Here is a 24695-nt window from a genome sequence, read left to right as displayed (position 1 = left end):
CCTACGAGGTTCAGCGGAGCAGTGCTGAACAGTGGCGGTCCGCGCGGGCGGACGGGCGCGTGGTTACGGTCATTTTCGGTTGATCTTGGCCGATAGAGGCTCTTCAGTGGGCTGATCCCGAATCCGATGAACTGCACAGAAGGTGTTGTTCCATTCTTTTGTTGAGTTCATAAGGGGTTCTGGTGCGAGACGTGGTACTTGCCCTGGCCATGCCCGTGCTGATGTGCGCGAGTGGGATCTACGCGGCCGGTGCGGCCTGGTGGCGCCGCCGGTACCCGGCGCCGCCGCCGTACTCGCAGGCGGGGCTGCGGCTGGCCGGTGAGCGGGCGGTCGCGGTCGCCGAGGCCGTGGTGGCCGACGAGTACGCGCTGTTCGCCGGTGCCGTAGGGTGCCCGGATGATCGAGGTGCCGGAGACGTTCATACAGGGAACCGTCGCGCGTGAAGGCGAGCGTGGGGCGGCCTGGGTGGCCGAACTTCCCACGCTGGTAGCGGAGTTGGCGGAGCGCTGGGCGTGCGTGCCCGACGGCGACGTGCTGCACGGCGAGGTCGGGGTGGTCGTCCCCGTGCGGCGCGGGGACGGGACGCCCGCGGTGCTGAAGGTGTCCTTCCCGCACCCCGGCAACGTCCACGAGCCGGACGCCTTCGAAGCGTGGGGCGGGCGCGGCGCCGTCCGGCTGTACGCGCGCGACGGCGACCGGTACGCCATGCTCCTGGAGCGCGCCGGGACCGAGACCCTCGCCCGGTGCGGCGACGCGGACGCGATGATGACCGTCGCCGGACGGATCGGCCGCCGCCTCGCCGTTCCCGCCCCGCCCGAACTGCCCCGGCTGAGCGACCGCGCCGACGAGTGGGAGGAGCAACTCCTCAAGGACGAGGAGGAGTTGGCGCACGCCCTGCCGCGCCGGGCGGTGGGCGCCGCCCTCGCCACCGTCCGTGAACTCGGGCGGACGCAACCCGGCACGCTCGTCCACGGCGACCTGCACGCCGGGAACATCCTGCGAGCCGAGCGCGAGCCCTGGCTGGCCGTCGACCCGAAGGGGTACGCCGGCGATCCGGCCTACGACGCGGGGGCCGCCCTCAAGGCGCATCTGCTGTTCCTGCTGGCGGAGGACGACCTGGCCGGGGCGGTTCTGCGCAGCATGGACCTCTTCGCCGAAGCCGCCGAACTCGACCGCGAACGGGTCCGGCGCTGGTGCCAACTCGCCGCCGTCCAGGGTGCGTTCTGGGCCCGGCGCAACGGCTTCGCCGCGGTGCGGGCCGGGGTCGGGCGGGACGGGATCGTGGTGATCGCCGACCGGCTCGTCGAGTCGCTGACGCCCTGACGGGCCCTCGCCGCCGAGGCACTGGTGCCAAATCACCCCGAATGCGCCACCATGAGGGGTCGGTCCAGGGCTGGGTCCTGTCGGCCCGGCGCCCAGGTTCAGGGGAGGCAGTATGAAGCTCGGCAAAGCACTCGCCACCGGAATCGCTGAAGAGGCCCCGCGGGATGTCGCCGCGGAGCCCGGCATCACGGAAGAGACAGCGGAGTCGACGGCCGAGGCCGTCGCACCGGAACCCGTCGAGGTCCCGGCCGCCCGATGAGGCTGCGGCTCCCCGAGGAACGCCCGACGGAGCCGCCCACCGGATACAAGATCGCCCACCCCGTGCTCGACGCGGACGGTGGGCGTGCCGGGTTTCTGGGCGTCTCGCTGGGCGCGGCAGCGCCCTACCGGGTACTGGACGAGGCGCGGTGCGTGTACGGGAGACGGCACCGCGCACCGCATCGGCGCTGTGACTGCGGCTTCCACTGTGTGCACGAACGCGCCGTCGCCGAGGGCCTGTTGGTGCACGCGGAGCACCGCAAGGCGGTGCTCCTCGAGGTCGCCGTCCTCGGCACCTACATCCGCTTCGAGCGCGGCTTCCGCTGTGCCCGGCAGCGGGTGCGCACCATGACCGTCGGACCGTGCCCGTGCGGCACCGCGGCCTCGGTGCTCGCGGACGCCGGATGGGGGCGCGACGGGAGACGGGCCCTCGAAGCCGCCTGCGGTGGCTGCGCGGGCGGCCGTGCGCGCTGGACCCTCGCCACGTTCGCCCGGCTCGCGGGCGACGGGCTGACGGTGGCGGCCGCCCCGGGGAACCCGCGCTCGGGCGAGAGCCCCGGCGTGCCGGAACTCGTCGCGGAGGCGGCCCTGCTCCAGGCCCGGCTCGACTGGTTCCAGGGCCAACTGGGGCGGCTCGGCGACGCGACGGGCGGGGGTGAGCCGGGGGCGGGGCCACGGTGAGGACGGCGAGGGGCCGGGCTGCCGGGTGAGCCACCGGCGATCGGTCACCGGTGACCGGCGATCGGCCACCGGTCACGGGCCACCGGTCACCGGTCGCCGGTTGCGGGTCGCCGGTCTCTGGCCACGGGCCACGGGCCATCGGGTCGCGGGCCATGGGCCGCGGGCCATCGGGCCATCGGTGACCGGTCACTGGCCACTGGCCACTGGATTACGGGTTACGGGTCACGGGTCGCGGGCCACCGGCCATCGGCGACCGGCCATCGGTCACTGGCCACCGGCCACGCCCCCCGACCACCCCGCCAACCACCGAACATTTCACTCGCCTGGACAAAAAAAGTTTTCGGTGGGACGGTGGAGTCATGTTGGACGTCACCGTCATCGAGGATCCGGCCGCCGCCGCGGTCTCGCTCGACCCCATAAGGACCCGGCTGCTCGCCGAGCTCGCCGCGGGGCCCGCGTCCGCGGCGATGCTGGCGACCCGCGTCGGCCTGCCGCGGCAGAAGGTGAACTATCACCTGAAGGCGCTGGAGAAGCACGGCCTGGTCGAGCTCGCCGGCGAGCGCCGCAAGGGCAATGTGACCGAGCGGCTGATGCGGGCGAGCGCGGCCTCGTACGTGATCTCGCCCGGCGCGCTCGGCGCCGTGCAGCCGGATCCGGAGCGGGCCCGCGACCAGCTCTCCGCGCGCTGGCTCCTCGCGCTCGCCGCCCGGCTCGTGCGGGACGTGGGCGCGCTGCTCACCGGCGCCGCGAGAGCCCGTAAGCGGCTCGCGACGTTCGCGCTCGACGGCGAGGTGCGGTTCGCCTCCGCCGCCGACCGCGCGGCGTTCGTGACCGAGCTGACGCAGGGCGTCGAGGGGCTGATCCGGAAGTATCACGCGGCCGACGCCGTGGCCGGGCGCGATCACCGGCTGGTGATCGCCCTGCACCCCAAGGTCCGCCCCGAGGACCCCCAACTGCCTAGTGAAAAGCCAGAAGTGACGGAGTGACAGTCATGAGTGAGAAGCAGCCCGAGACCCCCCGTGCGTTCGAGATCCCGCGCGAGTTCGAGGTGGACGCCTCGCCCGAGCAGGTCTGGGACGCCGTCACGAACCACACCGGCGGCTGGCTGTGGCCCATGGAGTACGAGCCGAAGCAGGGCGGCGCGGGCCCCTTCAACTCCGTACTGACCGTGTGGGAGCCGCCGCAGCGGCTCACGGTCAGCTCCGAAGACCCCGCGTCGCTGCCGCCGTTCCAGACGAGCAACCAGCTCGACTACACGATCGAGGCCCGCGACGGCGGCACCCGCTCCTGGGTCCGCTACGTCCACAGCGGCATCTTCGTCGACAACTGGGACGAGTACTACGACGGCGCCGACAAGCACACCGACTTCTACCTGCACACGCTGCGCCAGTACGTCACGTTCTTCCCGGGCCGCCCGGCGGCCTTCGCCACGCTCAACGGGCCCGGGGAGTCCGCGAACAAGGACGCCCTCGCCGCCGTCGGCCGCGCGCTGAACCTGCCCGACGACGCCACCGAAGGCGCCCGGGTCCGGGTCCAGGGCCCGCAGGGCCGGACCCTGGACACGGTCCTCGACTACCGCAACGACTGGTTCATCGGGCTGCGCACCGACAGCGCGCTCTACCGGATCTTCGGCCGTGGCCGCTGGGGCGCCCCCGTCGGCATCAGCGTTCACGACTTCGCGCCGGACGCCGACGCCGCGCACAACGAGGCCGAGTGGAGCGACTGGCTCACCGCGGTGTTCGCCTGAGCACCACGGTGAGCCCGAGGGCTACGGGTGGAAGCGCAGCACCTGCGGGTCGTGGTCGCTGATCTGGTCGTGGAACTCGCTGTTGATGTGCACGCTGTCGTACGAGAATCCGCCCCTGCGGATCGACGGGCTCACTAGGATCTGGTCGAGGACCTGGCTGTTGCCCTGGTAGTCGTACGTGTAACGCTCCTTCTTCGGCAGCGACTTGATGCCGGAGTACAGCTCCCCGTCGCCCTCCAGGATCTTCGTGGTGTCGGAGAACTCGAAGTCGTTCATGTCGCCGAGCGCGATGACGTCCGCGTCCTTCTGGGCCGCGTGGAGCGACTTCACGAAGGTGTTGACGACCGTGGCCTGCGCGTGGCGCTGGGTCTCCGAGCTGCGCGGCACCGGCTGGTACTGCGAGGTCAGCGCGTAGTCGCCGCCCTTGGAGTTCAGGTGGTTGGCGATCACGAAGACCGTCTTTCCGCGGAAGACGAACTCCCCGGCCAGCGGCTTGCGGCTGTCCTTCCACGCCGTGTTCGTCGGGTCGATGCGGCCCGGCGACGCGGTCAGCCGCGCCTTGCCGCCGACCGTCGTGACACCGACGGCCGTCGTGGCGTCGCCGCCCGCGCGGTCGGTGAACGAGACCCGCTCGGGGTTGAAGAGGAACACCTGCCGGATGTTGCCGCCCGGCTCGCCGCCGTCCTCGTCGTTGGCCGGGTCGATGGAGCGCCAGTCGTAGCGCGGGCCGCCCGCGGCGACGATCGCGTCGATCAGCTTGCCCATCGTCCGGTCGGCGGCGACCGTGCCGTCGTCCTTCGCGCCGTTGTTGTCCTGGATCTCCTCCAGGGACACGATGTCGGGCGACTGCAGGTTGTGCACGATGGCGTTCGCGTGGTCGGCGAACGTGTCGTCGGTCGGGTCGAGGTTCTCGACGTTGTACGTCGCCACCGCCAGCTGGTGCGCGGACTGCTTCTTCGTCACCTCGCGCTGCAGGCCGCCGGCCTCGACGGCGCCGATCGCCGAGGCGGCGATCGTGTACCCGCCGTAGGAGTTGAAGTCGAGCGGGCCCTCGGTGGTGCCGGTGAGGGTGTCGCCGACGTCGGCGGTCGGGAACTCCTGCGACGTGTTGAGCGCCATCACCTGGAGACGGCCGGTGTTCTGGTCGTCGTAGGAGCGGTACAGGGAGCCGCCGCGCGCGGTGCGGTTCTCGTGCGGCTTCACCGTCACCCACAGCTCGTCGTACGCGTTCGAGGCGGTGACCACGCGCGACGAGCCGATCCGCACGCTCATGCCTTCGAGGGACTCGTAGCGGTCCAGCGCGTACGTCGACGGCTGGAGCGGGAGCCCGTTGACGGAGTTGCCCGCCGCGCTGTCACCGGCCGGACTGTACGCGTCCGGCACCGACTTGGCGTCGATCACGGTCGCCGCGGGTACCGCGTTGCCGGACGAGACCACCGTCACCGTCGGCTTGCTGATCTCCGTGAGCGACTGGTTGCCGGTGCTCACCACGTACTCGGAGACGGTGCCCGAGACCGCCACCGCGTCGCCGACGGCCACCTTCGGCGCCGAGCCGGTGTAGACGAAGATGCCCTCGCTGGTGGCGGGGTCGTCGTCCGGGTCGGGGTCCTGGATCCAGAAGCCCTTCGAGGAGCCGGTGGTGCGGACGGCCGTGACGATGCCCGCGACATCGGTGACCGCCTGGCCCTTGTACGGGGAGATCCGGGTGGTGCCCTGGATGTCGTGGATCGCGACGGTGGCGGCGTGCGCGGTGCCGGTCAGGGCGACGGCGTACGTGGCACAGCTCGCGGTGGCCACGGCGAGCGCGGCGAGGCGGGTGCGACGGGTACGGCGGGTTCTGGGGTGCGTGGACTGGCTCGGCAAGGTTCCCTCCGGGGACGTGCGACGGGCGAGCGCCGGGACGAGGGTGGGGCTGGAAAGTGGGGCTGGGGGCGGCGGTGCGGGTGAGGCGGTGGGGGCGCCGTTGCAGCTTTCTACGCGCGTCAATCTCTTTCCTGCGCAGGGGAGTTGTCAAGGTTTTCCCGGTGTCTCTCAGGCGAGCGAAACCTGACGGGTACATGAACTGGGCAGCAAAGGGTCAAATCCGTCTAGGCTGAGCGGTCGCAACGTATGCCTCACGCATGGCCCCGAGGAGAACCAGCCGATGTCAGACAGCTCCCCCCTGCCGCCGGTGCGGCTGCCCGCCGAAGCGGAGCTGGCGCGGGACGCCCTCGCCACTCCGCTCCTGTCGCGCGCCGCGAAGCTCGCGCGCTGGGCCGGGCCTCAGACCCGGGTCGGCGCGGGCGGCGAACTCGTCGACGAGCAACTGCCCGCCGCCGCGGCCGAACTGGGATTCACCGACGCCGACGACGACGGTGACGCCGCCGCGTACGCGAGCGAGGCCTGGCGGGTCGCCGTCGACATCGGCCTGGTGGAGATCGTCGACGAGGGCTCCGAGGACTCCGAGGGTTCCGAGGAGTACGGCACGGTCGCCGTCGGCGATGAGCTCGCGGTCCTCACCTCCGGCAGCCCGGCCGACATCCTCGGACTGTGGCTCGGCGCGCTCGACACGGTGCTCGCCGACGCCTCCGTGCCCGACCTGGACGACCTTGTCGACGCCATGGAGGAGGGCGGCGAGATCGACTTCTCGCAGCTCGACTGGGACCCAGAGGCGGAGGCCGAGTTCCTGGAGGGGGTGCTCGGCAACCTGTACCTGCTGACCGTCGCCGAGGGCGGCGCGGGAGAGGCGCCGGTGCCGCTGCCCGCGCTCGCCGCGTCGATGATCGTCCCCGACGACATGGGGGAGCCCACCGACGACATCCTGGAGCAGGTGTCGGACGCGATGATGCGCCTCGACGACCAGTTCCGGCTGCTCGACCCGGTGGGGCTCGTGGAGTTCCAGCCGGTCGACGAGGCGCTGATGGCCGACATCGACGCGGACGAGCCGGTCGCCGAGCCCGTCGACGAGTCGGACGTCTCCCGGTACGGCATGGTGCGGCTCACCCCGCTCGGTCTGTACGGGATCCGGGCGCGGATGCTGGAGGCCGGGGTCGACGCCCCGGCCGTCGGTGACCTCGCCGACAAGGGGGCCGACGTGCTCCTGGACGCCACCTCCGGGTTCCCGCAGGCCGCCGCCCAGGCCGAGATCGAGCAGTGGCTCGCCCGGCGGGCGCCGCTGGACGCGGCACGCGAGCTGCTCGGCGCGGCGCGCGGCGCCGACGAGGGGGCCCCGCTGCGGCGGCTGCGCTGCCAGCAGGCTCTCTCGCTCGTCGGGACCGAGGCCGAGCCGGCGCTGCGCGACGTTCTCGACGACCCGCAGCTGGGCGGTCTCGCCCGGGTCTGGCTCGCCGAGCACGGCTTCACCGATGTGCCCGCGCCCTCGGAGGACCTGGTCTTCTGGCTCACCGTCGACACGATCGCGGCGCAGCTCTCCCTGGAGGGCAACTCCGAGGAGCTCCAGGCGCTGGTGGAGGGGCTCGCCGCGCAGCACAGCGGGTTCTTCGCCGCGGCCTGGAAGGTGGAGCACCCCGCGACGGCCGACGTCCTGGAGGCGATGGGCCGCCTCCACCCCGACAAGAAGGTCGCCAAGGAGGCCCGCAAGGCCGCCTTCAAGGCACGCTCGGCCGCGCAGTAGCGGCTGCCGGGTGCGCTCGCCCGGTCGGCGGGGTGCGGACCGGTGGTGCGCATCCCCGCCGTTCCCCGCTCCCCTGAAGGCACGCGCCGCGCGCGGCCTTCAGGGGCCGGGCCGTGCACCTGCTAGCAGAGATACCGCGTCGTGTGCTTGAACGACGACGTCGCCCCGTCGAAGCCGTACGTGCCCCGGTACGCCGGCGGGTTCTGGTACTCGCCGACGATCGTGATCGTGTTGGCGCAACTGCCCTGACCGGCCCGCTTCGCGTCGATGCGGATCGTGTCGCCGATGAAGCCGCCCGTGATGTCCCACGGGGCCCCGCAGATGCCGGACGTGATCTGGCCGCCGGTCACCACGTACGGGTGCGTGTTCGGGTTGATCTTCGCGGTGATGCCGAAGGTCACGGTCCCGTTGTTGAGCTCCAGCTTGCAGTCGACCGACACCGCCTCGGCGGAGACGTCCTGCTGCGCGGCGAACGCCTCGTCACGCGTCTTGACCTCCGCGCCCTGCGGATTGTGGAACCGGTGCTCGGCGCGGGACTGGCTCTTCTGCCTGCGTGCCTGAGTGGTCATGCCGTCACCTCCTATGCCAGCTGCTCGGCGATCTCGACGCGCAGCAACGCGCGTACGTTCTCGATGTGGTTGGCGACCGTGACCTGCGAGGAACCGGCGAACAGCAGGCCCACCGCGACGTTGTCGAGCGAGGTCACCAGGGAGCCGGAGTCGCCGCCGGCCGACATGTTCGTGGTGAGGATCTGGTCCTTGAAGCGGGCCGTGCCGGCGGTGCCGTAGTTGACGTCGATGGTCGCGTCGACCGCGATGATCCGGCCGAAGGACACGTTCGTCGTGCGGCCCGTCTTCTTCACGAGGTCGCCGACCGCGACGTTCGCCTTGCGGCGCCAGGCGCGCGGCGCGCCGCTGAAGTACTGCTCGCGCGTGGCGTCCTGGAACTGGACCTCGCCGAGCGCGCAGTCGACCACGTTGTTCTGCTGGTCGAGCGGCGTCTGCGGGGCGAACTGGATGGTGATGAACCGCGACAGCGTAGCGATCCGGTCCGCCGGGTTGGTGCCGCCGTCGAACGTGCCGGGCTGCACGATGACGCTGCCCAGCTGCGCCCGGTTGGAGTCGGCGAGCACGTGGTTGTTGGAGAGGACGTAGAACTTGGCCGGGGTGCCGAGGCCGGGCCCCGGCGGGTCCACGGTGGCGCCCGGCAGGAAGTCGTAGACCACGCTGCCGAGGGTGCCCGCGGTGATGGCCACGTTGCCGACCGAGAAGCCGGAGGGGCACGGGCGCATCCGGCGGACCAGGACCTGCGGCTCGAACGTGGCGAGGCCGCCGAGTTCTTCGAGCAGCGGCTGGCTCAGCCCGCCGAGCTGCTGGGAGACGCCGCCGTCGGGCCCGTACGTGACGCCCTCCTGCTGACGCCCGGCCCCGGCCGGCCGGCTCTGCCGCCGCTGGGCGGAGATCTGGCCGACGGCCACGATGTCGGTGGGGGTGCCGTCGTCCATCTGACGCGGGATCACATCCCGTTCCGGCAGCATGGATTCGGGGACCTTCTGGGTCACGAAGACCAGGACGGCCGGCTCGCCCGTGGGGCGTCCGTCGACCCATTTCACGCCGTGGCCGTAGCCGACCACGTTGGCCAGCGGCTGTTCGCGCCGCAGGAAGTCGCTCTGTGCCTGCTGGCGGGAGCTGTCGCTGAGCTGACCGCCGGCGGGTCCTCGCATCAATTCGGGCTGGCTCACGCCAGACCACCTCTTCCCCTGACGTTCGCGTGAGCGTGCGTACGGGGTTCCCTCGGCCGCAGTGGGGTCCGGCAGGGACCTCAGGGCGTTCCGTCCTGGGCCCGGACGTCACCGATCGCGAGCACGCGCACCGGTACGCCTTCGAGCTCCTGGGGAACCACGTCGTCCGCGAGGAGTCGGTCGCGGGGCACTTTGCGGGTGACGAAGACGACGACGACGTCCGTCCCCGAGTGCTCGTCCCTCCCGATGCCGACTCCGGTGACATTGGCCAGCTTCATCAGCCGGCTCTCATGGAGGGCGCGTGCCTGACGTGCGTCCACTCGGCTCGCCACCCCCTCGGCGGGTGATGCGGTGATGCAGGTAGGGCCTGTCTATTGCGGGGTGCGGGGCGGGTCAAGGCGTTCCGCGTGAAATCTTGGGATTGCTGATGGAGTGGGCCAGTTGACCTTCTTTACGAAGATTCATCCGACCCATCCCGGAAAGCGCTGTCTGGCACCGCTCGATGTCGGCGGCTGCCGTCAGGTGCGCAGATAGGAGGCGCCGTTGAGGTCGAGGACGGTGCCCGAGGCCCACTGCGCCCCGGGAGACGCCAGCCACAGCACGGCCCCGGCGATCTCGTCGGCGGACGCGACCCGTCCGAACGGGCTCTGGCCGCGCACCTCGTCCGTCAGCCGGTGCGCCACCCGCTCCGTCTCGATGAACCCGGGCGCCACCGACGCCACCCCGATCCCGTGCGGCGCGAGGGCGACGGCGAGGGACTGGCCGAGCGCGTGCACGGCGGCCTTCGTCGCGCCGTATGCCGGGTGATCGGGCTCGCCCTTGAAGGCGCCGCGCGAGCCGACGTTCACGATCCGGCCACCCGTGCCCTGCGTGATCATGCGCTGTGCGGCCAGGTGACTGAGGTTCGACGTACCGAGCAGGTTCACCGCCACATGGCGCTGCCACAGCTCCGACCATTCCTCGTACGACGTGGTCACGGGCGGGTGCGGCAGATTCACCGCCGCGTTGTTCACCAGGACGTCGATGCCGCCGAGGCCCTCCGCGGCCCGCTCGGCGACCGACTTCGCGCCCGCCGGGTCGGACACGTCCCCACCGACGAGCACGTGCCCGGCACCGGTCAGCGAGCCGAGCGTGGCCCTGGCCTCCTGTTCCCGTGACCCGAAATGCACGGCGACCCGGTCGCCGTTGGCGGCGAAGGCGCGGGCCAGTGCCCGGCCGAGCCCGCGCGACGCGCCGCTCACGAGCACCCGGCGTCCGGATTCCGGCACGTTCACTGAAGTCATGGAAGCGGGCCCCTCTACGTCGGTCGGTGTTCAACCGCCGTTTATACGCGAGCGAGAACGTGTGGCCGAAACAGCCTCTCCCCCCACTTTTACCTTCTTGACCTTCCTGACCGTCCTGACCTCCAACGGGAGACAGCCACATGTCGCTCACTCGCAGGGATTTCGCCAGACGCTCCGCGGCCACCGGTGCGGGCGTCGCGCTGGCCGGAACCGTCGGCGCCCTCGCCACCGCGCCGAACGCGCTCGCGGCCACGGACAACGGGCTCGACCACGACCACGACCACCCGCACGGTGTCGGCTACGGCGAACTGATCCCCGACCCGGCCGGGATCCTCGCGCTGCCCGCCCACTTCTCGTACAAGGTCATCACCTACTGCGGGAAGACCAAGCTGGAGTCCGGCGAGTTCACGCCGTCCAACCACGACGGCACCGCCACCTTCGACGGGCCGCGCGGCACCACCCTCCTCGTCAACAACCACGAGCTGGCCGGCGCCCGCGCCAACTGGCCGCACCCCGTGCCGCTCGCCGACGGGCTCGTCTACGACCCGATGGCGGCCGGCGGCTGCACCGTCGTCGAGGTCCGCCGCGGCGGCGAGGTCGCCGAGTGGGTCGGCATCGCCGGCACCGCCACCAACTGCGCGGGCGGCCGCACCTCCTGGGGCACCTGGCTGACCTGTGAGGAGACCGAGGACAAGGCCGGCAAGAACGGCTTCACCAAGGACCACGGCTACGTCTTCGAGGTCGACCCGTACGACAGCCGCGCCAACCGGGCCCCCCAGCCCATCAAGGCGTTCGGCCGGTACGCCCACGAGGCCGTCGTCATCGACCCCAAGCGCGGCCACGCCTACCTCACCGAGGACGCCTCCGGCCCCAACGGCCTGCTCTACCGCTGGACCCCGCCGGAGGGCTTCCACCACGGCCGCGGCAAGCTGCGCACCCTCGCCGACGACGCCGGTGTCTTCGAGGCGTTCAAGTGCTTCGACTCCGGCGGCCGGTTCGTCGACGACCTGTCCCGCGCCACCAAGACCGGCACGGTCTACGGCGTCGACTGGGTGGAGGTCCCCGACCGCGACGCCAAGACCGTCTCCACGCGCAAGCAGTTCAAGGACGGCGAGATCACCCGCGCCCGCAAGCTGGAGGGCATGTGGTGGGGTGACGGCGGCGCCTACATCGTCTCCTCGTTCGCCCGCGCGGAGAGCCCCGTCCAGCACGACGGCCAGGTCTGGTTCTACGACCCCAAGCGCCGCACCCTGACCCTGAAGGTGCTGCTCGGCGTCAACCCGGACCCGTTGAAGGACGGCGCCTTCGACGGCCCGGACAACATCACGGTCTCCCCGTACGGCGGTCTGGTCATCGCCGAGGACGGCGACGGCATCCAGCACCTGTTCGGCGCGACCGAGAAGGGCCGTACGTACCCGATCGCGCGCAACGAGCTGAACATCGGCACCGAAGCGGAGCCGGAGTACAGCGAGTTCACCGGCGTCACCTTCTCGCCGGACGGACGCACCCTGTACGCGAACATCCAGACGCCGGGCATCATGCTCGCCATCACCGGCCCCTGGAAGCGCCAGAAGTAGGGCTCGCCCCGGCCCTACTGCAGCGGGTCCACCGGCGGAGCCTCACTCTCCGCTGCGATGCGGTGGACCCGCTGCCGCACCGCGTACCAGCCGGCCGTCAGACAGATCGCGATCGGGATCAGCATCAGGACCGTGTCGCGGCCCGCGCCGTCCCGGTCGAACCACATCATCACGATCACCCCGAGCAGGAACGCGATCGTCGTCAGCTCGATCCACGGCGAGGCCCAGAGCCGGAACGCGGGCCGGTGCACGAGCCCCTGCTTCGCCCGCCGCACGAACACCAGATGGCAGAGCATGATCATGCACCAGGTGGAGATGACGCCGAGCGACGAGATGTTGGTGACGATCGCGAACGCGTCCTGCGGCAGCCACGCGTTGAGCGCGACGCCGAGCAGCGCCGCCGTCGCCGTCAGCAGGATCCCGCCGTACGGGACGTGGCTGCCGCTCATCCGCGCCGTGAACGACGGCGCCGAGCCCGCCATCGCCATCGAGCGCAGGATGCGGCCCGTCGTGTAGAGGCCGGAGTTGAGGGACGACATGGCGGCGGTGAGCACCACCAGGTTCATGATGCCGCCCGCCGACGGCACCCCGATCTTCGAGAGCACCGTCACGAACGGGCTCTGGTCCGCGGAGTACGCGGTCCACGGCAGCAGCAGCGTCAGCATCACGACCGAGCCGACGTAGAAGATGCCGACCCGCCACATGATCGAGTTCACGGCCTTCGGGACGAGCTCCTCCGGCTTCTCGGTCTCGCCCGCCGTCACACCGACCATCTCCACGGCCGCGTACGCGAAGACGACGGTCTGCGTGATGAGGACGACCGGCAGGACGCCCAGCGGGAAGAAGCCGCCGTTGTCGGAGATCAGCGAGAAGCCCGGATCCTGTCCGTCCACCGGCTTGCCGGTGGCGAGGAAGAAGATGCCGATCAGCAGGAACAGCACGAGCGCCGCGACCTTGACGATGGCGAACCAGAACTCCATCTCACCGAAGCTCTTCACGGAGATCAGGTTCACGGTGAGCACGATCGCCAGCGCGATCGCCGCGAGCACCCACTGCGGGACCGACGTGAACATCGACCAGTAGTGCACGTACAGGGCCACCGCCGTGATGTCGGCCATGCCGGCGGTCGACCAGTTCAGGACGTACATCCAGCCCGCCACGTACGCGCCGCGCTCGCCCAGGAACTCCCGGGCGTAGCTGACGAACGAACCCGACGACGGGCGGTGCACGACCAGTTCCCCGAGGGCCCGCACCACGAAGAAGGCGAAGACGCCGCAGATCGCGTAGGCGAAGGCGAGGCCGGGTCCCGCCTTCGCGAGGTTGCCGCCCGCACCGAGGAAGAGTCCGGTGCCGATCGCGCCACCGATCGCGATCATGCTGATGTGACGCGGTTTCAGGGCCTTGCTGTAGCCGAGGTCTCCCGCGTCGGTGACCCCTTCCGCGGTGGTCGGGTCGTCGAGGTGTGAGTCGTTTTCCTGGTGCACGACCGGAACTCTCGCAAAATATCCGCCTTTCATGGCCGATACGCGCCGTCCCGGCCCCGGACCTGCACATCCGTACGAGGGCGTGCACCCGCTCTCCGCGCGCTCCCGGGGAGCTTCGGTCCGCCCCGGCGGAGTCTGGCGAACGGGGCCCGGCGCGGCGCGGGGAGCCTAGGGTCGGTTGTGTCTGTGCCCTGCGAGATCCTGAAGGGCGTGCGCGTGGTCTGGTCCCCGTCCCTGCACACGGTGCGCGTCTCCGTCTGCCATGCCCCCGGCCGTACGACCGTCGAGGTGGCCGGCGAGCTCGACGTGGCGTCCCTGCCCGCGCTCACCGGGCTGCTGCTGCCCTCGGAGCATCCGCCGGGGACCTGGATCGGGCTCGACCTCAGCAGGGTCACCTTCTGCGCGCCGGGCGTGGTGGACGAGCTGCTCCGGGCCGCGGCCCGGCTGCGCACGGCCGACTGCACGCTGGCGATCGAGCAGGCCCACAGCAGCGTCCGCAGGGTCATGCGGCTGCGCGGGCGCACCGGGGAGTTCGCGTCCGCCCCGGCGGCCCGCATGCGCCGCCCGGCGCCGGACGCGCGCGACCCGTACATCTCCCTGCTCGCCCAGACCCTGACGCTGGCGCTGCGCATCACCGGCGCCCCGATGGGCAACGCACAGCTGTACGACTCCGAGGAGGGGGTGCTGCGGATCGTCACCCAGCACGGCTTCCACCGGCCGTTCCTGGACTACTTCGAGACCGTCCGCGACCGGGGCACCGCCTGCGGCGTCGCCGCGCTGGAGGCGAGCCCCGTCTTCATCGAGGAGGTCGCGGCCTCGCCGGTGTTCCTGGGCACGCCCGCGGAGGACGCCATGCTCGACGCGGAGGCCAGGGCCGTCGCCTCGATGCCGGTCCTGGCACGCGACGGCGCGCTGGTCGGCATCGTCTCCGTGCACCGGCGCCGGCCCGTCGCCTGGACGCGCGAGGAGCAGGGCGTGCTGGGGCGGCTCGCGCACGCGGCGGGACAGACGCTGCTGCACGCCGATGTCTGAGGAGAAGCGCCCGGGTGTCGCGGGACGCCAGGGTGAGGGGCCGCCGAGAAAAGTCTTCGGTAAGGGAACGGTAAAGCGGAGTCGGTCGTTATCCCCGGCATGACAGCTATGACCCCCGGCTCGAACATCCCGCTCACGGCGCAGCGCGTGGCGGTGGACGTCACGGCCCCCGTGCGGCTCGACGTATCGGGCCTGCTGCTCACCGCCGACGGCAAGGTGCGCTCGGACGACGACTTCATCTTCTACAACCAGCCCGCGGGCCCCGGCGTGACGTACACGTCGGGCGGCGGCGCGTCCCCGGACTCGATCACCGTGGACACCACCGCGGTGCCGCCGGGCATCGAGAAGATCGTCGTCACCGCGAGCCCGGACGCCGCGGGCCAGACCTTCCAGGGCATCGAGCCCACGGCCACGATCCGCAACGCGGACGACGGCTCGGTCCTGGCCACCTTCACGCCGCCGCAGCTCGGCGCGGAGACGGCGCTGGTGGTCATGGAGGTCTACCTGCGCAACGGGGCGTGGAAGGCCCGCGCCGTGGGGCAGGGCTACGCCAATGGCCTGGCGGGCATCGCCACCGACTTCGGCGTCTCCGTGGAGGAGCCCGAGGCCCCGGCCGCGCCCGCCGCGGCTCCGGCCCCTGTCGCTCCGGCCCCGGTGGCCGCGCCGCCCGCGCCGACCACCCCGCCCGTCGACCCGCGCATCGCGCCGCCCCCGCCGCAGGGCGCGGCCCCGGCGGCGCCCGTCCCGGCCGCCGGCGGGAAGATCAACCTCGACAAGGGGCGGGTCTCGCTCCAGAAGAACCAGACGGTGTCCCTGGTCAAGGGCGGCCGCCCGCTGCTCTCGCAGGTCAAGATGGGCCTCGGCTGGGAGCCCGCGTACCGCGGCAAGGACATCGACCTGGACGCGTCGGTCATCGCGTACGGGCCGCAGCGCAACCACGTCGACAGCTGCTACTTCGGCAAGCTCTCGATCGTGAACGGCGCGATCAAGCACTCCGGTGACAACCTCACGGGCGAGGGCGGCGGGGACGACGAGGTGATCGTCGTCGACCTGGGCCGGCTCCCGCAGGACGTCACGGGCCTGGTCTTCACGGTGAACTCGTTCTCGGGCCAGAAGTTCACCGAGGTCGCCAAGGCGTACTGCCGCCTCCTCGACGCGGCGACGGGCGAGGAACTGGTCCGCTTCGACCTCACCAACGCCGAGCCGCAGACCGGCGTCATGATGGCCAAGCTGATCAAGCAGTTCAGCGGCGAGTGGGAGATGACCGCGATGGGCGACTTCGTGAAGTCGCGGACCGTGCGCGGGATGGTGAAGCCGGCCGCCCAGGCGCTGTAGTCCGTACCTGCCCGTACCCGGCCGCACGCCTCGCCCGTCGTAGGGGCGGGGCGTGCGGGGATCCGGTGCGCGAGTGCCTCAGGGCGTCACGACGATCTTCCGGTCGAGGTCGATGCCCGACGCGAACTGCTCCAGCGCCTGCGGGTGCCTGTCCAACGGCAGCCGGTCGTTGATGAAGACGTTCGGGTCGAGGACGCCGCCCGCGAAGAGTTCCGCCGCTCGCTCGTAGCGGCGCAGCGCCGCCATCGAACCGGTGATGGTGATCTCCTGGTTGTAGATCCGGTACGGGTCGACGGTGACGCGGGTCGCGTGGTCGGCGACCCCGAACTGCGGGAACGGGCCGACTCCGCGCGGGCGAACGGTCTGGCGCGGGCCGCCCCGGTCCCGCTGCTGCGCGCGGCGCCGGCCTGGAGCGGCAGGCGGTCAGTACGGCCAGATCGGCGGGTCGTTGACGAAGCGGCCGCCCATGTACAGGTGGGCCGGGTTGTCGTCGGTCAGCGGGCCGAACTCGGCGAGCAGCTTCTCCGCGTAGACCTCGGAGTCGTCCTGCGGCTCGTAGCCGAGGGCGCGGGCGCTCGAAAGGTCCCACCAGGCACGGGTGTTGGCGGACGAGCCGTAGACGACGGTGTGGCGGACGCCCTCGGCGGACAGCGCCGCGTGGAAGAGGCGGGCGCCGTCGGCGGGGCTCATCCACACCGACATCATGCGGACGTCGGTGGGCTCCTTGAAGCAGGAGCCGATGCGCACCGAGACGGTCTCGACGCCGTGCTTGTCGGAGTAGAACTGGGCGAGGTCCTCGCCGAACGACTTGGACAGGCCGTAGTAGGTGTCCGGGCGGCGCAGCGTCTCGACCGGGACCAGCGGGGCGCCGTCCTCGACGCGCGGGCGCGGCGTGTACCCGATCGCGTGGTTGGAGGAGGCGAAGACGATCCGGGGCGCCGTGCCGTCCGCCCGGCTCTCGGCCTCCTCGCGCACCGCCTCGTAGAGGTGGTACGTGCCCTTGATGTTCGACTCCAGGATCTTGTCGAACGTCGATTCCAGGGAGATGCCCGCGAGGTGCAGCACTCCGTCGACGCCGCGGACCGCCTTGCGCAGTGCCTCGGTGTCGTTCAGGTCCGCGACGATCGCCTCCGGCGCGTCCTCGACCGGGCGCACGTCGAACAGGCGAAGTTCGTAGCCGTACTGGGGCAGCAGCTCGCGCATCAGGGTGCCGAGACCGCCGGCGGCGCCGGTGAGCAGGATCGTGCGGGGCCCAGAAGAGGCTGCCATGTGCGTGATCTCCGTGTCCATGCGTGAGCCATATTCACATTCTTGGACAAGCTAAGGAGGGTGGCGCAGCTCCGTCAAGGGTCGCACAGGACGAGTGGGTTCAGGCGGGTTCGGGCGCTTGACCGTCCCCTTTGGGGCGGCTTACGGTACGCCTGTTCAGAAATATAGACGCGGATCAGAAACGTGCACGTGCTGTCGGGTCGGCCGCAGCCGCGTGCGTGCAACGCTCAGGGAGAGCCCGTGACGTCAGCCGCCCTCGCCGCTCGCCTCAGTGTCCCGAGCGGGCCGCTGTTCTTTCCGGTCACCGCGTACGGGCCCGACGGCGCCGGCGCCCCCGTGGACCTCGACACCTACCGCACCCATGTGCGGCGCGGCGTCGAGGCCGGGGCCGCGGCCGTGTTCGCCTGCTGCGGCACCGGCGAGTTCCACGCGCTCGCGCCCGAGGAGTTCGAGGCCGTCGTCGCCGCCGCGGTCGAGGCGACCGACGGCCGGGTGCCGGTGATCGCGGGCGCCGGATACGGCACCGCCCTCGCGGTCCAGTACGCCCGCGCGGCCGAACGGGCGGGCGCCGACGGCCTGCTGGCGATGCCGCCCTACCTCGTCGTCGCCGGGCAGGAGGGGCTGCTGCGCCACTACACCGAGGTCGCCGAGGCGACGTCCCTCGGTGTCATCGTCTACCAGCGCGACAACGCCGTGTTCACGCCGGAGACCGTCGTCGCGCTCGCCCGCCACCCGAAGGTCATCGGCCTCAAGGACGGGCTCGGCGACCTCGACCTGATGCAGCGGACCGTGAGCGCGGTGCGCGAGAGCGGCGTGCGCGACGACTTCCTGTACTTCAACGGGCTGCCCACCGCCGAACTCACCATGCCCGCCTACCGCGGCATCGGCATCTCGCTCTACTCCTCCGCCGTCTTCTGCTTCGCGCCCGAGATCGCGCAGGCCTTCCACAAGGCGCTGAACACGGGCGACGACCGGACCGTCAACCGGCTGCTCGACGGCTTCTACCGGCCCCTCGTCGAACTGCGCAACCAGGGCAGGGGGTACGCGGTCTCGCTGGTGAAGGCCGGGGTACGGTTGCGCGGGCTCGACGTCGGCGAGGTGCGGCCGCCGCTGCACGAGCCGGCCGAGGAGCACGTCAAGCAGCTCGCCCGACTCGTCGAGCGGGCCCAGGAGTTGCTCGACACCGCCGGGTCGTCGGACACCGTCGGTCCGTCGGACACCGCCGGTCCGTCGGACACCGTCGGGTTGTCGGGCACGGCCGGGCCGTCGGACACCGCCGGGCCGTCGGACACGGCCGAGCCGTCAGGCACCGCCGCCGCCGGAGAGGAAGCGACCGCGTGAAGACCTCCGCCTTTGTCTACCCCTGGGACGTCAACGGCGACCCGGACGCCGCCCGCCGCATCGCGGACCTCGGCGTCCAGCAGGTCACCCTCGCCGCCGCCTACCACTCCACCCGGGCCCTCACCCCGCGCCACCCGCGCCACCGCGTCGTCACCGCCGAGCACGCCGCCGTCCTCTACCCGGTCGACGAACAGCGCTGGCAGGGACGGGAGTTGAGGCCGTACGCGGCTGGGGACTGGGCGGCCGGCGACGCCTACGGCGAGGCGGCCGCCGCGCTCGCCGACGCCGGCCTCGACGTGCACACCTGGGTCGTCCTCGCCCACAACTCCCGGCTGGGCGCGGAGCATCCGGACACCTCGGTCGTGAACGCGTACGGCGACCGCTACCCCTGGGCGCCCTGCATCGCCCAGGCCGCCACGCGCACGTACCTGGTGGACCTGGCCGCGGAGGCGGCGACCCGGCCCGGCGCCCGCGGCACCGAGCTCGAATCCCTCGGCTGGTACGGCCTCGCCCATCTGCACGCCCACGACAAGACCGGCGGCGTCGGCCTCGGCGAGGCCGGGCAGTACCTGATGTCGCTCTGCTTCTGCCCGGCATGCCGGGACGGCTACGCCGAACACGGCCTGGACGCCGCCGAGTTGAGCCGTTCGGTGCGCGGAGCCCTGGAACCCGTATGGCGCGGCGAGACCGCCGACGACGGCTGGGCCACCGTCGAGAAGCTGCTCGGCGCCGAGGCCGCGAGCGCCACCCGCGCCTACCGCGACGCCACCGCCCGCAGCCTCCAGGAAGCGGCCGTCGCCGCGGTGCGGGCCGCCGCCCCCGACGGCTTTCAGGTGCTGCTGCACGCCGACCCGGCGTCGTACCACTGCGGTGCCAACGCGGGCGTCGACCCCGCCCACATCCTCTCCGTCGCCGACGGCGTGGTCGTGCCCTGCACGGGCGGCTCCGGCCTGATCGCCCCCTTCGCGGCGCAGGGCAAGGGGGTCGTCGCCGCGAACTTCACCGTCGTACGGGGGATGGGCGGCAGCCCCGACACCCTCGCGGCGGACATCGCGGCAGCCCGCGAGCTGGGCGCGAACCAGGTGCGGCTGTACCACGCGGGGCTGGCGTCGGACGCGGATCTGGGGGCGGTGGCGGGGGCGCTCGCCGGGATCGGCTGAGCACCGATGAGTTCCGGGCCCCGCACCGGTCTGCACCGGTGAGCACTGGACACTCACCGGAAGGGTCACCATGAGTGACACGACAGTGGATCTCGGTCCGCAGGCACGGATCGTCGCGCGGCTCGCCCACGGGGTCCGCGACGAGCAGCTCGACCTGCCGACGCCCTGCCCCGACTTCGCGGTGCGCCATCTCCTCGGCCACTTCCTGGGGCTTTCCGAGGGGCTGCGGGCGACGGCCCGCAAGGAGCGCGACACCAGGAACGAGGCGACGCCCGGCAGTGCGCTGCCCGATCTCGCGCCGGACTGGCGGGCGGCCCTGCCCAAGGCGCTGGACGCTCTGGTCGAGGCCTGGCAGGACCCTGCCGCGTGGGACGGCATGACGCACGCGGGCGGCGTCGACCTGCCGGGTTCCGTCGCGGGACTCGTCACCGCCGACGAGCTCGTCGTCCACGGCTGGGACCTGGCCCGCGCCACCGGCCAGGAGTACACCCCCGACGAACCGGCCCTGTGGGCCGCCCACGCCCTGCTCGCCCCCGCCGCGGACGACAGCGGCGGAGGCGGCCTGTTCGGGCCGGTCGTCCCCGTGCCGGCCGAGGCGTCCTTCGTGGACCGGGTCGTCGGGCTCAGCGGGCGGGACCCGGGGTGGCGGCCCTGAAAAGCGCGTCCGGGGGCTGAGCCCGGCCCGGGTTCGGCCCCGCCCGATCCGCCACGCGTCAAGACGCACCGCCCACGCCGGAACCGGGCCGTGCGGCCTGCCCAGGACGATCCAGAACGTGCCCTCCGGGCCCGGGGCCGCATTGAAGTCCTGGGTGAGCACGTGCCCTCCGGGCCCGGGGTCGCATTGAAGTCCTGGGTGAGGAGGGCGAGTTCGGCGCGGCCGCCCGGACCCGGACTCGCCGAACCGCCCAGAACCAGGGCGAGTTGGGCCTCTCGCAGTGCGCCGGGCCTCCTGAAGTCGGCCTTCAGCAGCAGATCGTGGTGGCCGTCGCCGTCGAAGTCGTCCACGCTCGGCGGGCGCCGGGGACCCGAGGGGGCGGGCGCCGGCGCCGGGGGCGCGGCCGCCGGTGTCGCGCAGCGGCCCGCCCGCCCGCGCCCGGTCGGCGTCGCCGCCGCCCCCCGCCGCCGTCGGTGCAGGGCCCGAAGGGCAGGACGAACGCGCAGGTCGCCGCGCGGGAACGCGGTGATGCGCGGGAGATCGGGTCAGGCCATGCAGTCAACCCCCGCACGCAGAAGCCGCGTTGGGCTCACGGGGCGATGACCATCGGGCCCCACACGCGCGCGGCCGGGTCGCCCGTGCGGATACGTGAAGGGATCAACTGACTTCTTTTGCCGGAAGCGTTGACGAAACAAGGCTGTGCTTCTAGCTTCAACGCGTCGTACTTCGTACGTCATATATGAGACGCGATACGCGGTACGCCAGACATCAGATGCCCCACACCGGACATCAGACGCGAGACAGGCCCCGCCGGGCCGGCCAAGACCAGACCGAGAGGCGCGCATGACCTCTGTGCCCACCCCGATCCCCTCCCGCACCCAGTACGTCCAGGAGGAGATCAAGCGCCGCATCCTGACCGGGCAGCTCAGACCCGGACAGGCCCTGGTCGAGACCGACCTGGCCGCGCAGTTCGGTGTCTCCAAGACGCCGGTGCGCGAGGCGCTCAAGACACTGGCCGGGACCGGGCTCGTCGTGATGAGCCAGTACAAGGGCGTCACGGTGCGGATGGTGGACGCCGACATGGCCCGCGAGGTCTACGACGTGCGTCTGCTGCTCGAACCGGAGGCGCTGCGCCGCACCGTGCGGCGCCGGGCCTCCCTCGACGCCGCCCGCGACGCCCTGCGCGCCGCCGACACCGCGGGAGACACGGCCCAACGCTCCCTCGCCAACCGGGAGTTCCACCGCGCCCTCTACGTCCCGTGCGGCAACCCGCTGCTCGGCAAGATGCTCGACGAGGTCCGTGACCAGGCCGCCCTGGTCTCCGCGGTGGCCTGGGCCGCCGATCCGTCCTGGGAGCGGGAGGCGGCCGAGCACCGGGAGATCCTGGAGCTCGCGCTCGCCGGCGACGCGCAGGGCGCCTCGCGCGCGCTGCGGGACCACATCGCGTCGTTCGTACAGCGGGCCTTCCCCGAAACGGCGGAGGACCGGGAGGAAAAGGGTGAGCAGCTCTCATGACAGCCACGTTCGAGACCCAGCGGGCCGCGCTCGCCGACGTCGTCGCGATCCCGGTGACGCCGTTCGCCGAGGACGGATCCGTCGCGGAGGCGACCTTCAGGTCCCTGCTGCGACGGCTGCTCGACGGCGGCGTGCGCATCCTCACCCCGAACGGCAACACCGGTGAGTTCTACGCACTGACCCCCGGCGAACGCCGCCGGATCACCGAGCTGACCCTCGACGAGGCGGGCGACGCCGCGGCGGTCCTCGTCGGCGTCGGCCACGACCTGCCGACCGCGATCGACGCCGCCCGGCACGCCCGTGAGCTCGGCGCCCACATGGTGATGGTGCACCAGCCCGTGCACCCGTACATCTCCGAGGGCGGCTGGGTCGACTACCACCGCGCCATCGCCGAGGCCGTGCCCGAGCTCGGCGTCGTCCCCTACATCAAGAACGCCTCGCTGTCCGGCGCCCGCCTCGCCGAACTGGGCGCGGCCTGCCCCAACGTGATCGGCGTGAAGTACGCCGTGCCGGACGCCGCACGCTTCGCCGGCTTCGCCCGGGACGCGGGCCTCGACCGCTTCGTGTGGGTGGCCGGGCTCGCCGAGCCGTACGCCCCGTCCTACTTCTCCGCGGGCGCCACCGGCTTCACCTCCGGCCTGGTGAACGTCTCCCCGAGCGTCTCGCTGTCCATGATCGAAGCGCTTCGATCCGGCGACTACCCGGCCGCCATGAAGGTCTGGGAGCAGATCCGCCGCTTCGAGGAGCTGCGCGGCGCCGACGCCTCCGCCAACAACGTCTCCGTCGTCAAGGAGGCCCTCGCCTCGCTCGGCCTGTGCCGCCGCGAAGTCCGGCCCCCGAGCCAGGAGGTGCCGGAGGCGGAGCGCGCCGAGGTCGCCGAGATCGCGGCGGGGTGGGCCATATGACCGGCCGGCCCCGGCTCGCCCCCGAAGAGCTCCGCTCGCACCAGTGGTACGGCACCGAGGGCGCCCTGCGCATCTGGTCGCACAACGCCCGGATGCGTCAGCTCGGCTACGAGGCCGAGGAGTACAAGGGCCGCCCGGTCGTCGCGGTGCTCAACACCTGGTCCGACATCAACCCCTGCCACGTCCACCTGCGCGAGCGCGCCGAGGCCGTCAAGCGGGGCGTGTGGCAGGCCGGCGGTTTCCCGCTGGAGTTCCCCGTCTCCACGCTCTCGGAGACGTATCAGAAGCCGACCCCGATGCTGTACCGGAACATGCTCGCCATGGAGACGGAGGAGCTGCTGCGCTCCTACCCGGTCGACGCGGCCGTGCTGCTCGGCGGCTGCGACAAGTCCACGCCCGCGCTGCTCATGGGCGCCACCTCCGCCGACGTGCCCTCCCTCTTCGTGCCCGCGGGCCCGATGCTGCCGGGGCACTGGAGGGGTGAGACGCTCGGCTCCGGCACGGACATGTGGAAGTACTGGGACGAGCACCGCGCCGGGAATCTGACGGACTGTGAACTGCGGGAGCTACAGGGCGGGTTGGCGCGTTCACCCGGTCACTGCATGACCATGGGGACCGCCTCCACCATGACGGCGGCCGCCGAGGCCCTCGGCATGACCCTGCCCGGCGCCTCCTCCGTCCCCGCCGTCGACTCCGCGCACGAGCGGATGGCCGCTGCGTCCGGGCGCCGCGCCGTCGACCTGGCGTGGACCGCGCTCAAGCCGTCCGAGATCCTCACCCGCCAGGCCTTCGACGACGCCGTCACCACCGTGCTCGGCCTCGGCGGATCCACCAACGCCGTCATCCACCTGATCGCGATGGCCGGCCGCGCGGGCATCCCGCTCACCCTCGACGACTTCGACCGCATCGCCCGCACCGTACCGGTGCTCGCGAACGTACGGCCCGGCGGACAGACGTACCTCATGGAGGACTTCCACTTCGCCGGCGGCCTGCCCGCGTTCCTGTCCCGCATCACCGACCTGCTGCACCTCGAACGGCCCACGGTGAACGGGACGTTGGGGGAGCAGATCGAGGGTGCGGTCGTGCACGACGACGACGTCATCCGTCCCCGCGAGAACCCGGTCGCGGCCGAGGGCGGGGTCGCCGTGCTGCGCGGCAACCTCTGCCCCGACGGCGCCGTCATCAAGCACATCGCCGCCGAGCGGCACCTGCTCAAGCACACCGGCACCGCGGTCGTCTTCGACGACTACAAGACCATGCAGCGCACCATCGACGACCCGGAGCTCGGCATCACCGCCGACAGCGTCCTGGTGCTGCGCAACTCCGGTCCCAAGGGCGGCCCGGGGATGCCCGAGTACGGCATGCTGCCGATCCCCGACCACCTGCTCAAGCAGGGGGTGCGGGACATGGTGCGGATCTCCGACGCCCGGATGAGCGGCACCAGTTACGGGGCGTGCGTGCTGCACGTCGCGCCCGAGTCGTACATCGGCGGTCCGCTCGCCCTGGTGCGCACCGGCGACAGCATCACCCTCGACGTCTCGGCCCGGGCACTGCAACTGAATGTCTCCGAGGACGAGTTGGAGCGGCGGCGGGCCGAGTGGACCGCTCCGCCCGAGCGGTACGAGCGCGGCTACGGCGCGCTCTACAACGAGCAGATCACGCAGGCCGACACCGGCTGCGACTTCGCCTTCCTGGCCAGGCCGGGCAAGGTGCCGGATCCGTACGCGAGCTGAGCCGCCACCGTGCGGGGCGGTACCCGCCCCGCATGCCCGAGAT

23 protein-coding genes and 1 pseudogene are annotated in these 24695 nt (G+C 71.8%); 16 read left to right on the top strand and 8 right to left on the bottom strand.

Features of this window, described 5'->3' with window-relative positions:
* The first annotated feature begins 182 nt into the window (after positions 1–182).
* The 6 genes from J3486_RS29080 to J3486_RS29055 all read left to right on the top strand — a co-directional run bounded on the left by J3486_RS29080 (position 183) and on the right by J3486_RS29055 (position 4009).
* Entirely contained in the window at positions 183–443 is a 261-nt protein-coding gene (locus J3486_RS29080) for a hypothetical protein (RefSeq protein WP_207825551.1), read from the top strand.
* On the top strand, positions 397–1323 hold the full coding sequence (locus J3486_RS29075; protein ID WP_207825550.1) for an aminoglycoside phosphotransferase family protein: 927 nt from the start codon (positions 397–399) through the stop codon (positions 1321–1323). The genes J3486_RS29080 and J3486_RS29075 overlap by 47 nt, the downstream gene beginning before the upstream one ends.
* A gap of 112 nt (positions 1324–1435) precedes the next feature.
* The gene (locus J3486_RS29070; protein WP_207825548.1) at positions 1436–1582 is read left to right on the top strand and encodes a hypothetical protein; all 147 of its coding nucleotides are present in this window, start codon (positions 1436–1438) and stop codon (positions 1580–1582) included.
* Positions 1579–2262, top strand: a complete 684-nt coding sequence (locus J3486_RS29065) for a hypothetical protein (RefSeq protein ID WP_207825546.1) — start codon at positions 1579–1581, stop codon at positions 2260–2262. Before J3486_RS29070 ends, J3486_RS29065 begins: the two co-directional genes overlap by 4 nt.
* 359 nt (positions 2263–2621) lie before the next feature.
* Positions 2622–3248 (top strand): winged helix-turn-helix domain-containing protein, encoded by a 627-nt coding sequence (locus J3486_RS29060; protein WP_207825544.1) that lies wholly within the window; start codon positions 2622–2624, stop codon positions 3246–3248.
* A gap of 5 nt (positions 3249–3253) precedes the next feature.
* On the top strand, positions 3254–4009 hold the full coding sequence (locus J3486_RS29055) for an SRPBCC domain-containing protein (RefSeq protein ID WP_207825540.1): 756 nt from the start codon (positions 3254–3256) through the stop codon (positions 4007–4009).
* Between the two features lie 21 nt (positions 4010–4030).
* Here the strand turns inward: J3486_RS29055 and J3486_RS29050 are convergent, their stop codons facing one another.
* Positions 4031–5872 carry an endonuclease/exonuclease/phosphatase family protein gene (locus tag J3486_RS29050; protein WP_207825539.1) on the bottom strand — a complete coding sequence of 614 codons (1842 nt, stop codon included), beginning with the start codon at positions 5870–5872 and terminating at the stop codon, positions 4031–4033.
* 280 nt (positions 5873–6152) lie between these two features.
* Here J3486_RS29050 and J3486_RS29045 point away from each other — a divergent pair, with 280 nt between their 5' ends.
* Positions 6153–7622, top strand: a complete 1470-nt coding sequence (locus J3486_RS29045; RefSeq protein ID WP_207825537.1) for a hypothetical protein — start codon at positions 6153–6155, stop codon at positions 7620–7622.
* A gap of 122 nt (positions 7623–7744) precedes the next feature.
* On the opposite strand, the gene J3486_RS29040 is transcribed toward J3486_RS29045, so the two are convergent.
* The 4 genes from J3486_RS29040 to J3486_RS29025 form a co-directional block, all read right to left on the bottom strand.
* Positions 7745–8191, bottom strand: coding sequence for a hypothetical protein (locus tag J3486_RS29040; RefSeq protein WP_207825535.1), 447 nt, complete (start codon positions 8189–8191; stop codon positions 7745–7747).
* A gap of 11 nt (positions 8192–8202) precedes the next feature.
* The gene (locus tag J3486_RS29035; protein WP_207825816.1) at positions 8203–9345 is read right to left on the bottom strand and encodes a hypothetical protein; all 1143 of its coding nucleotides are present in this window, start codon (positions 9343–9345) and stop codon (positions 8203–8205) included.
* Between the two features lie 98 nt (positions 9346–9443).
* Complete coding sequence (locus tag J3486_RS29030; RefSeq protein ID WP_307804974.1) at positions 9444–9683, bottom strand: hypothetical protein; 240 nt, start codon at positions 9681–9683, stop codon at positions 9444–9446.
* A 198-nt stretch (positions 9684–9881) separates the two neighbouring features.
* Positions 9882–10646 carry an SDR family NAD(P)-dependent oxidoreductase gene (locus J3486_RS29025; protein WP_207825533.1) on the bottom strand — a complete coding sequence of 255 codons (765 nt, stop codon included), beginning with the start codon at positions 10644–10646 and terminating at the stop codon, positions 9882–9884.
* 140 nt (positions 10647–10786) lie between these two features.
* Between J3486_RS29025 and J3486_RS29020 the strand changes: the two genes are divergently transcribed.
* Entirely contained in the window at positions 10787–12223 is a 1437-nt protein-coding gene (locus J3486_RS29020) for an alkaline phosphatase PhoX (RefSeq protein WP_207825532.1), read from the top strand.
* Between the two features lie 14 nt (positions 12224–12237).
* Here the strand turns inward: J3486_RS29020 and J3486_RS29015 are convergent, their stop codons facing one another.
* A complete protein-coding gene (locus J3486_RS29015; RefSeq protein WP_207825531.1) occupies positions 12238–13707 on the bottom strand; it encodes an amino acid permease in 1470 nt (489 codons plus the stop codon).
* A gap of 180 nt (positions 13708–13887) precedes the next feature.
* Between J3486_RS29015 and J3486_RS29010 the strand changes: the two genes are divergently transcribed.
* Positions 13888–14739 (top strand): GAF domain-containing protein, encoded by an 852-nt coding sequence (locus J3486_RS29010; protein WP_207825530.1) that lies wholly within the window; start codon positions 13888–13890, stop codon positions 14737–14739.
* A gap of 108 nt (positions 14740–14847) precedes the next feature.
* The gene (locus tag J3486_RS29005; protein WP_207825814.1) at positions 14848–16074 is read left to right on the top strand and encodes a TerD family protein; all 1227 of its coding nucleotides are present in this window, start codon (positions 14848–14850) and stop codon (positions 16072–16074) included.
* 78 nt (positions 16075–16152) lie between these two features.
* Here J3486_RS29005 and J3486_RS29000 read toward each other — a convergent pair.
* Positions 16153–16416: pseudogene (locus tag J3486_RS29000) on the bottom strand (alcohol dehydrogenase); the annotation flags it as partial.
* An 81-nt stretch (positions 16417–16497) separates the two neighbouring features.
* The gene (locus J3486_RS28995; RefSeq protein WP_229378763.1) at positions 16498–17343 is read right to left on the bottom strand and encodes an NAD(P)-dependent oxidoreductase; all 846 of its coding nucleotides are present in this window, start codon (positions 17341–17343) and stop codon (positions 16498–16500) included.
* 240 nt (positions 17344–17583) lie between these two features.
* On the opposite strand from J3486_RS28995, the gene J3486_RS28990 reads away from it, so the two are divergent.
* The 6 genes from J3486_RS28990 (at position 17584) to araD (ending at position 24652) form a co-directional block, all read left to right on the top strand.
* The gene (locus J3486_RS28990; protein WP_307804972.1) at positions 17584–18684 is read left to right on the top strand and encodes a 5-dehydro-4-deoxyglucarate dehydratase; all 1101 of its coding nucleotides are present in this window, start codon (positions 17584–17586) and stop codon (positions 18682–18684) included.
* Positions 18681–19844 (top strand): hypothetical protein, encoded by a 1164-nt coding sequence (locus J3486_RS28985; RefSeq protein WP_207825528.1) that lies wholly within the window; start codon positions 18681–18683, stop codon positions 19842–19844. Before J3486_RS28990 ends, J3486_RS28985 begins: the two co-directional genes overlap by 4 nt.
* A 70-nt stretch (positions 19845–19914) precedes the next feature.
* Positions 19915–20499 (top strand): TIGR03086 family metal-binding protein, encoded by a 585-nt coding sequence (locus tag J3486_RS28980; protein WP_207825527.1) that lies wholly within the window; start codon positions 19915–19917, stop codon positions 20497–20499.
* Between the two features lie 843 nt (positions 20500–21342).
* The gene (locus tag J3486_RS28975) at positions 21343–22014 is read left to right on the top strand and encodes a GntR family transcriptional regulator (protein ID WP_207825525.1); all 672 of its coding nucleotides are present in this window, start codon (positions 21343–21345) and stop codon (positions 22012–22014) included.
* A complete protein-coding gene (locus tag J3486_RS28970; RefSeq protein ID WP_207825523.1) occupies positions 22011–22919 on the top strand; it encodes a dihydrodipicolinate synthase family protein in 909 nt (302 codons plus the stop codon). Before J3486_RS28975 ends, J3486_RS28970 begins: the two co-directional genes overlap by 4 nt.
* Entirely contained in the window at positions 22916–24652 is a 1737-nt protein-coding gene (gene araD / locus J3486_RS28965; protein ID WP_207825521.1) for an L-arabinonate dehydratase, read from the top strand. The genes J3486_RS28970 and araD overlap by 4 nt, the downstream gene beginning before the upstream one ends.
* Positions 24653–24695: the final 43 nt, after the last annotated feature.

The organism is Streptomyces sp. VRA16 Mangrove soil, from assembly GCF_017377775.1.
Taxonomy (GTDB): domain Bacteria; phylum Actinomycetota; class Actinomycetes; order Streptomycetales; family Streptomycetaceae; genus Streptomyces.
Note: the sequence above shows the minus strand (reverse complement) of the source record. Positions and strands in the feature narration are given on the sequence as shown.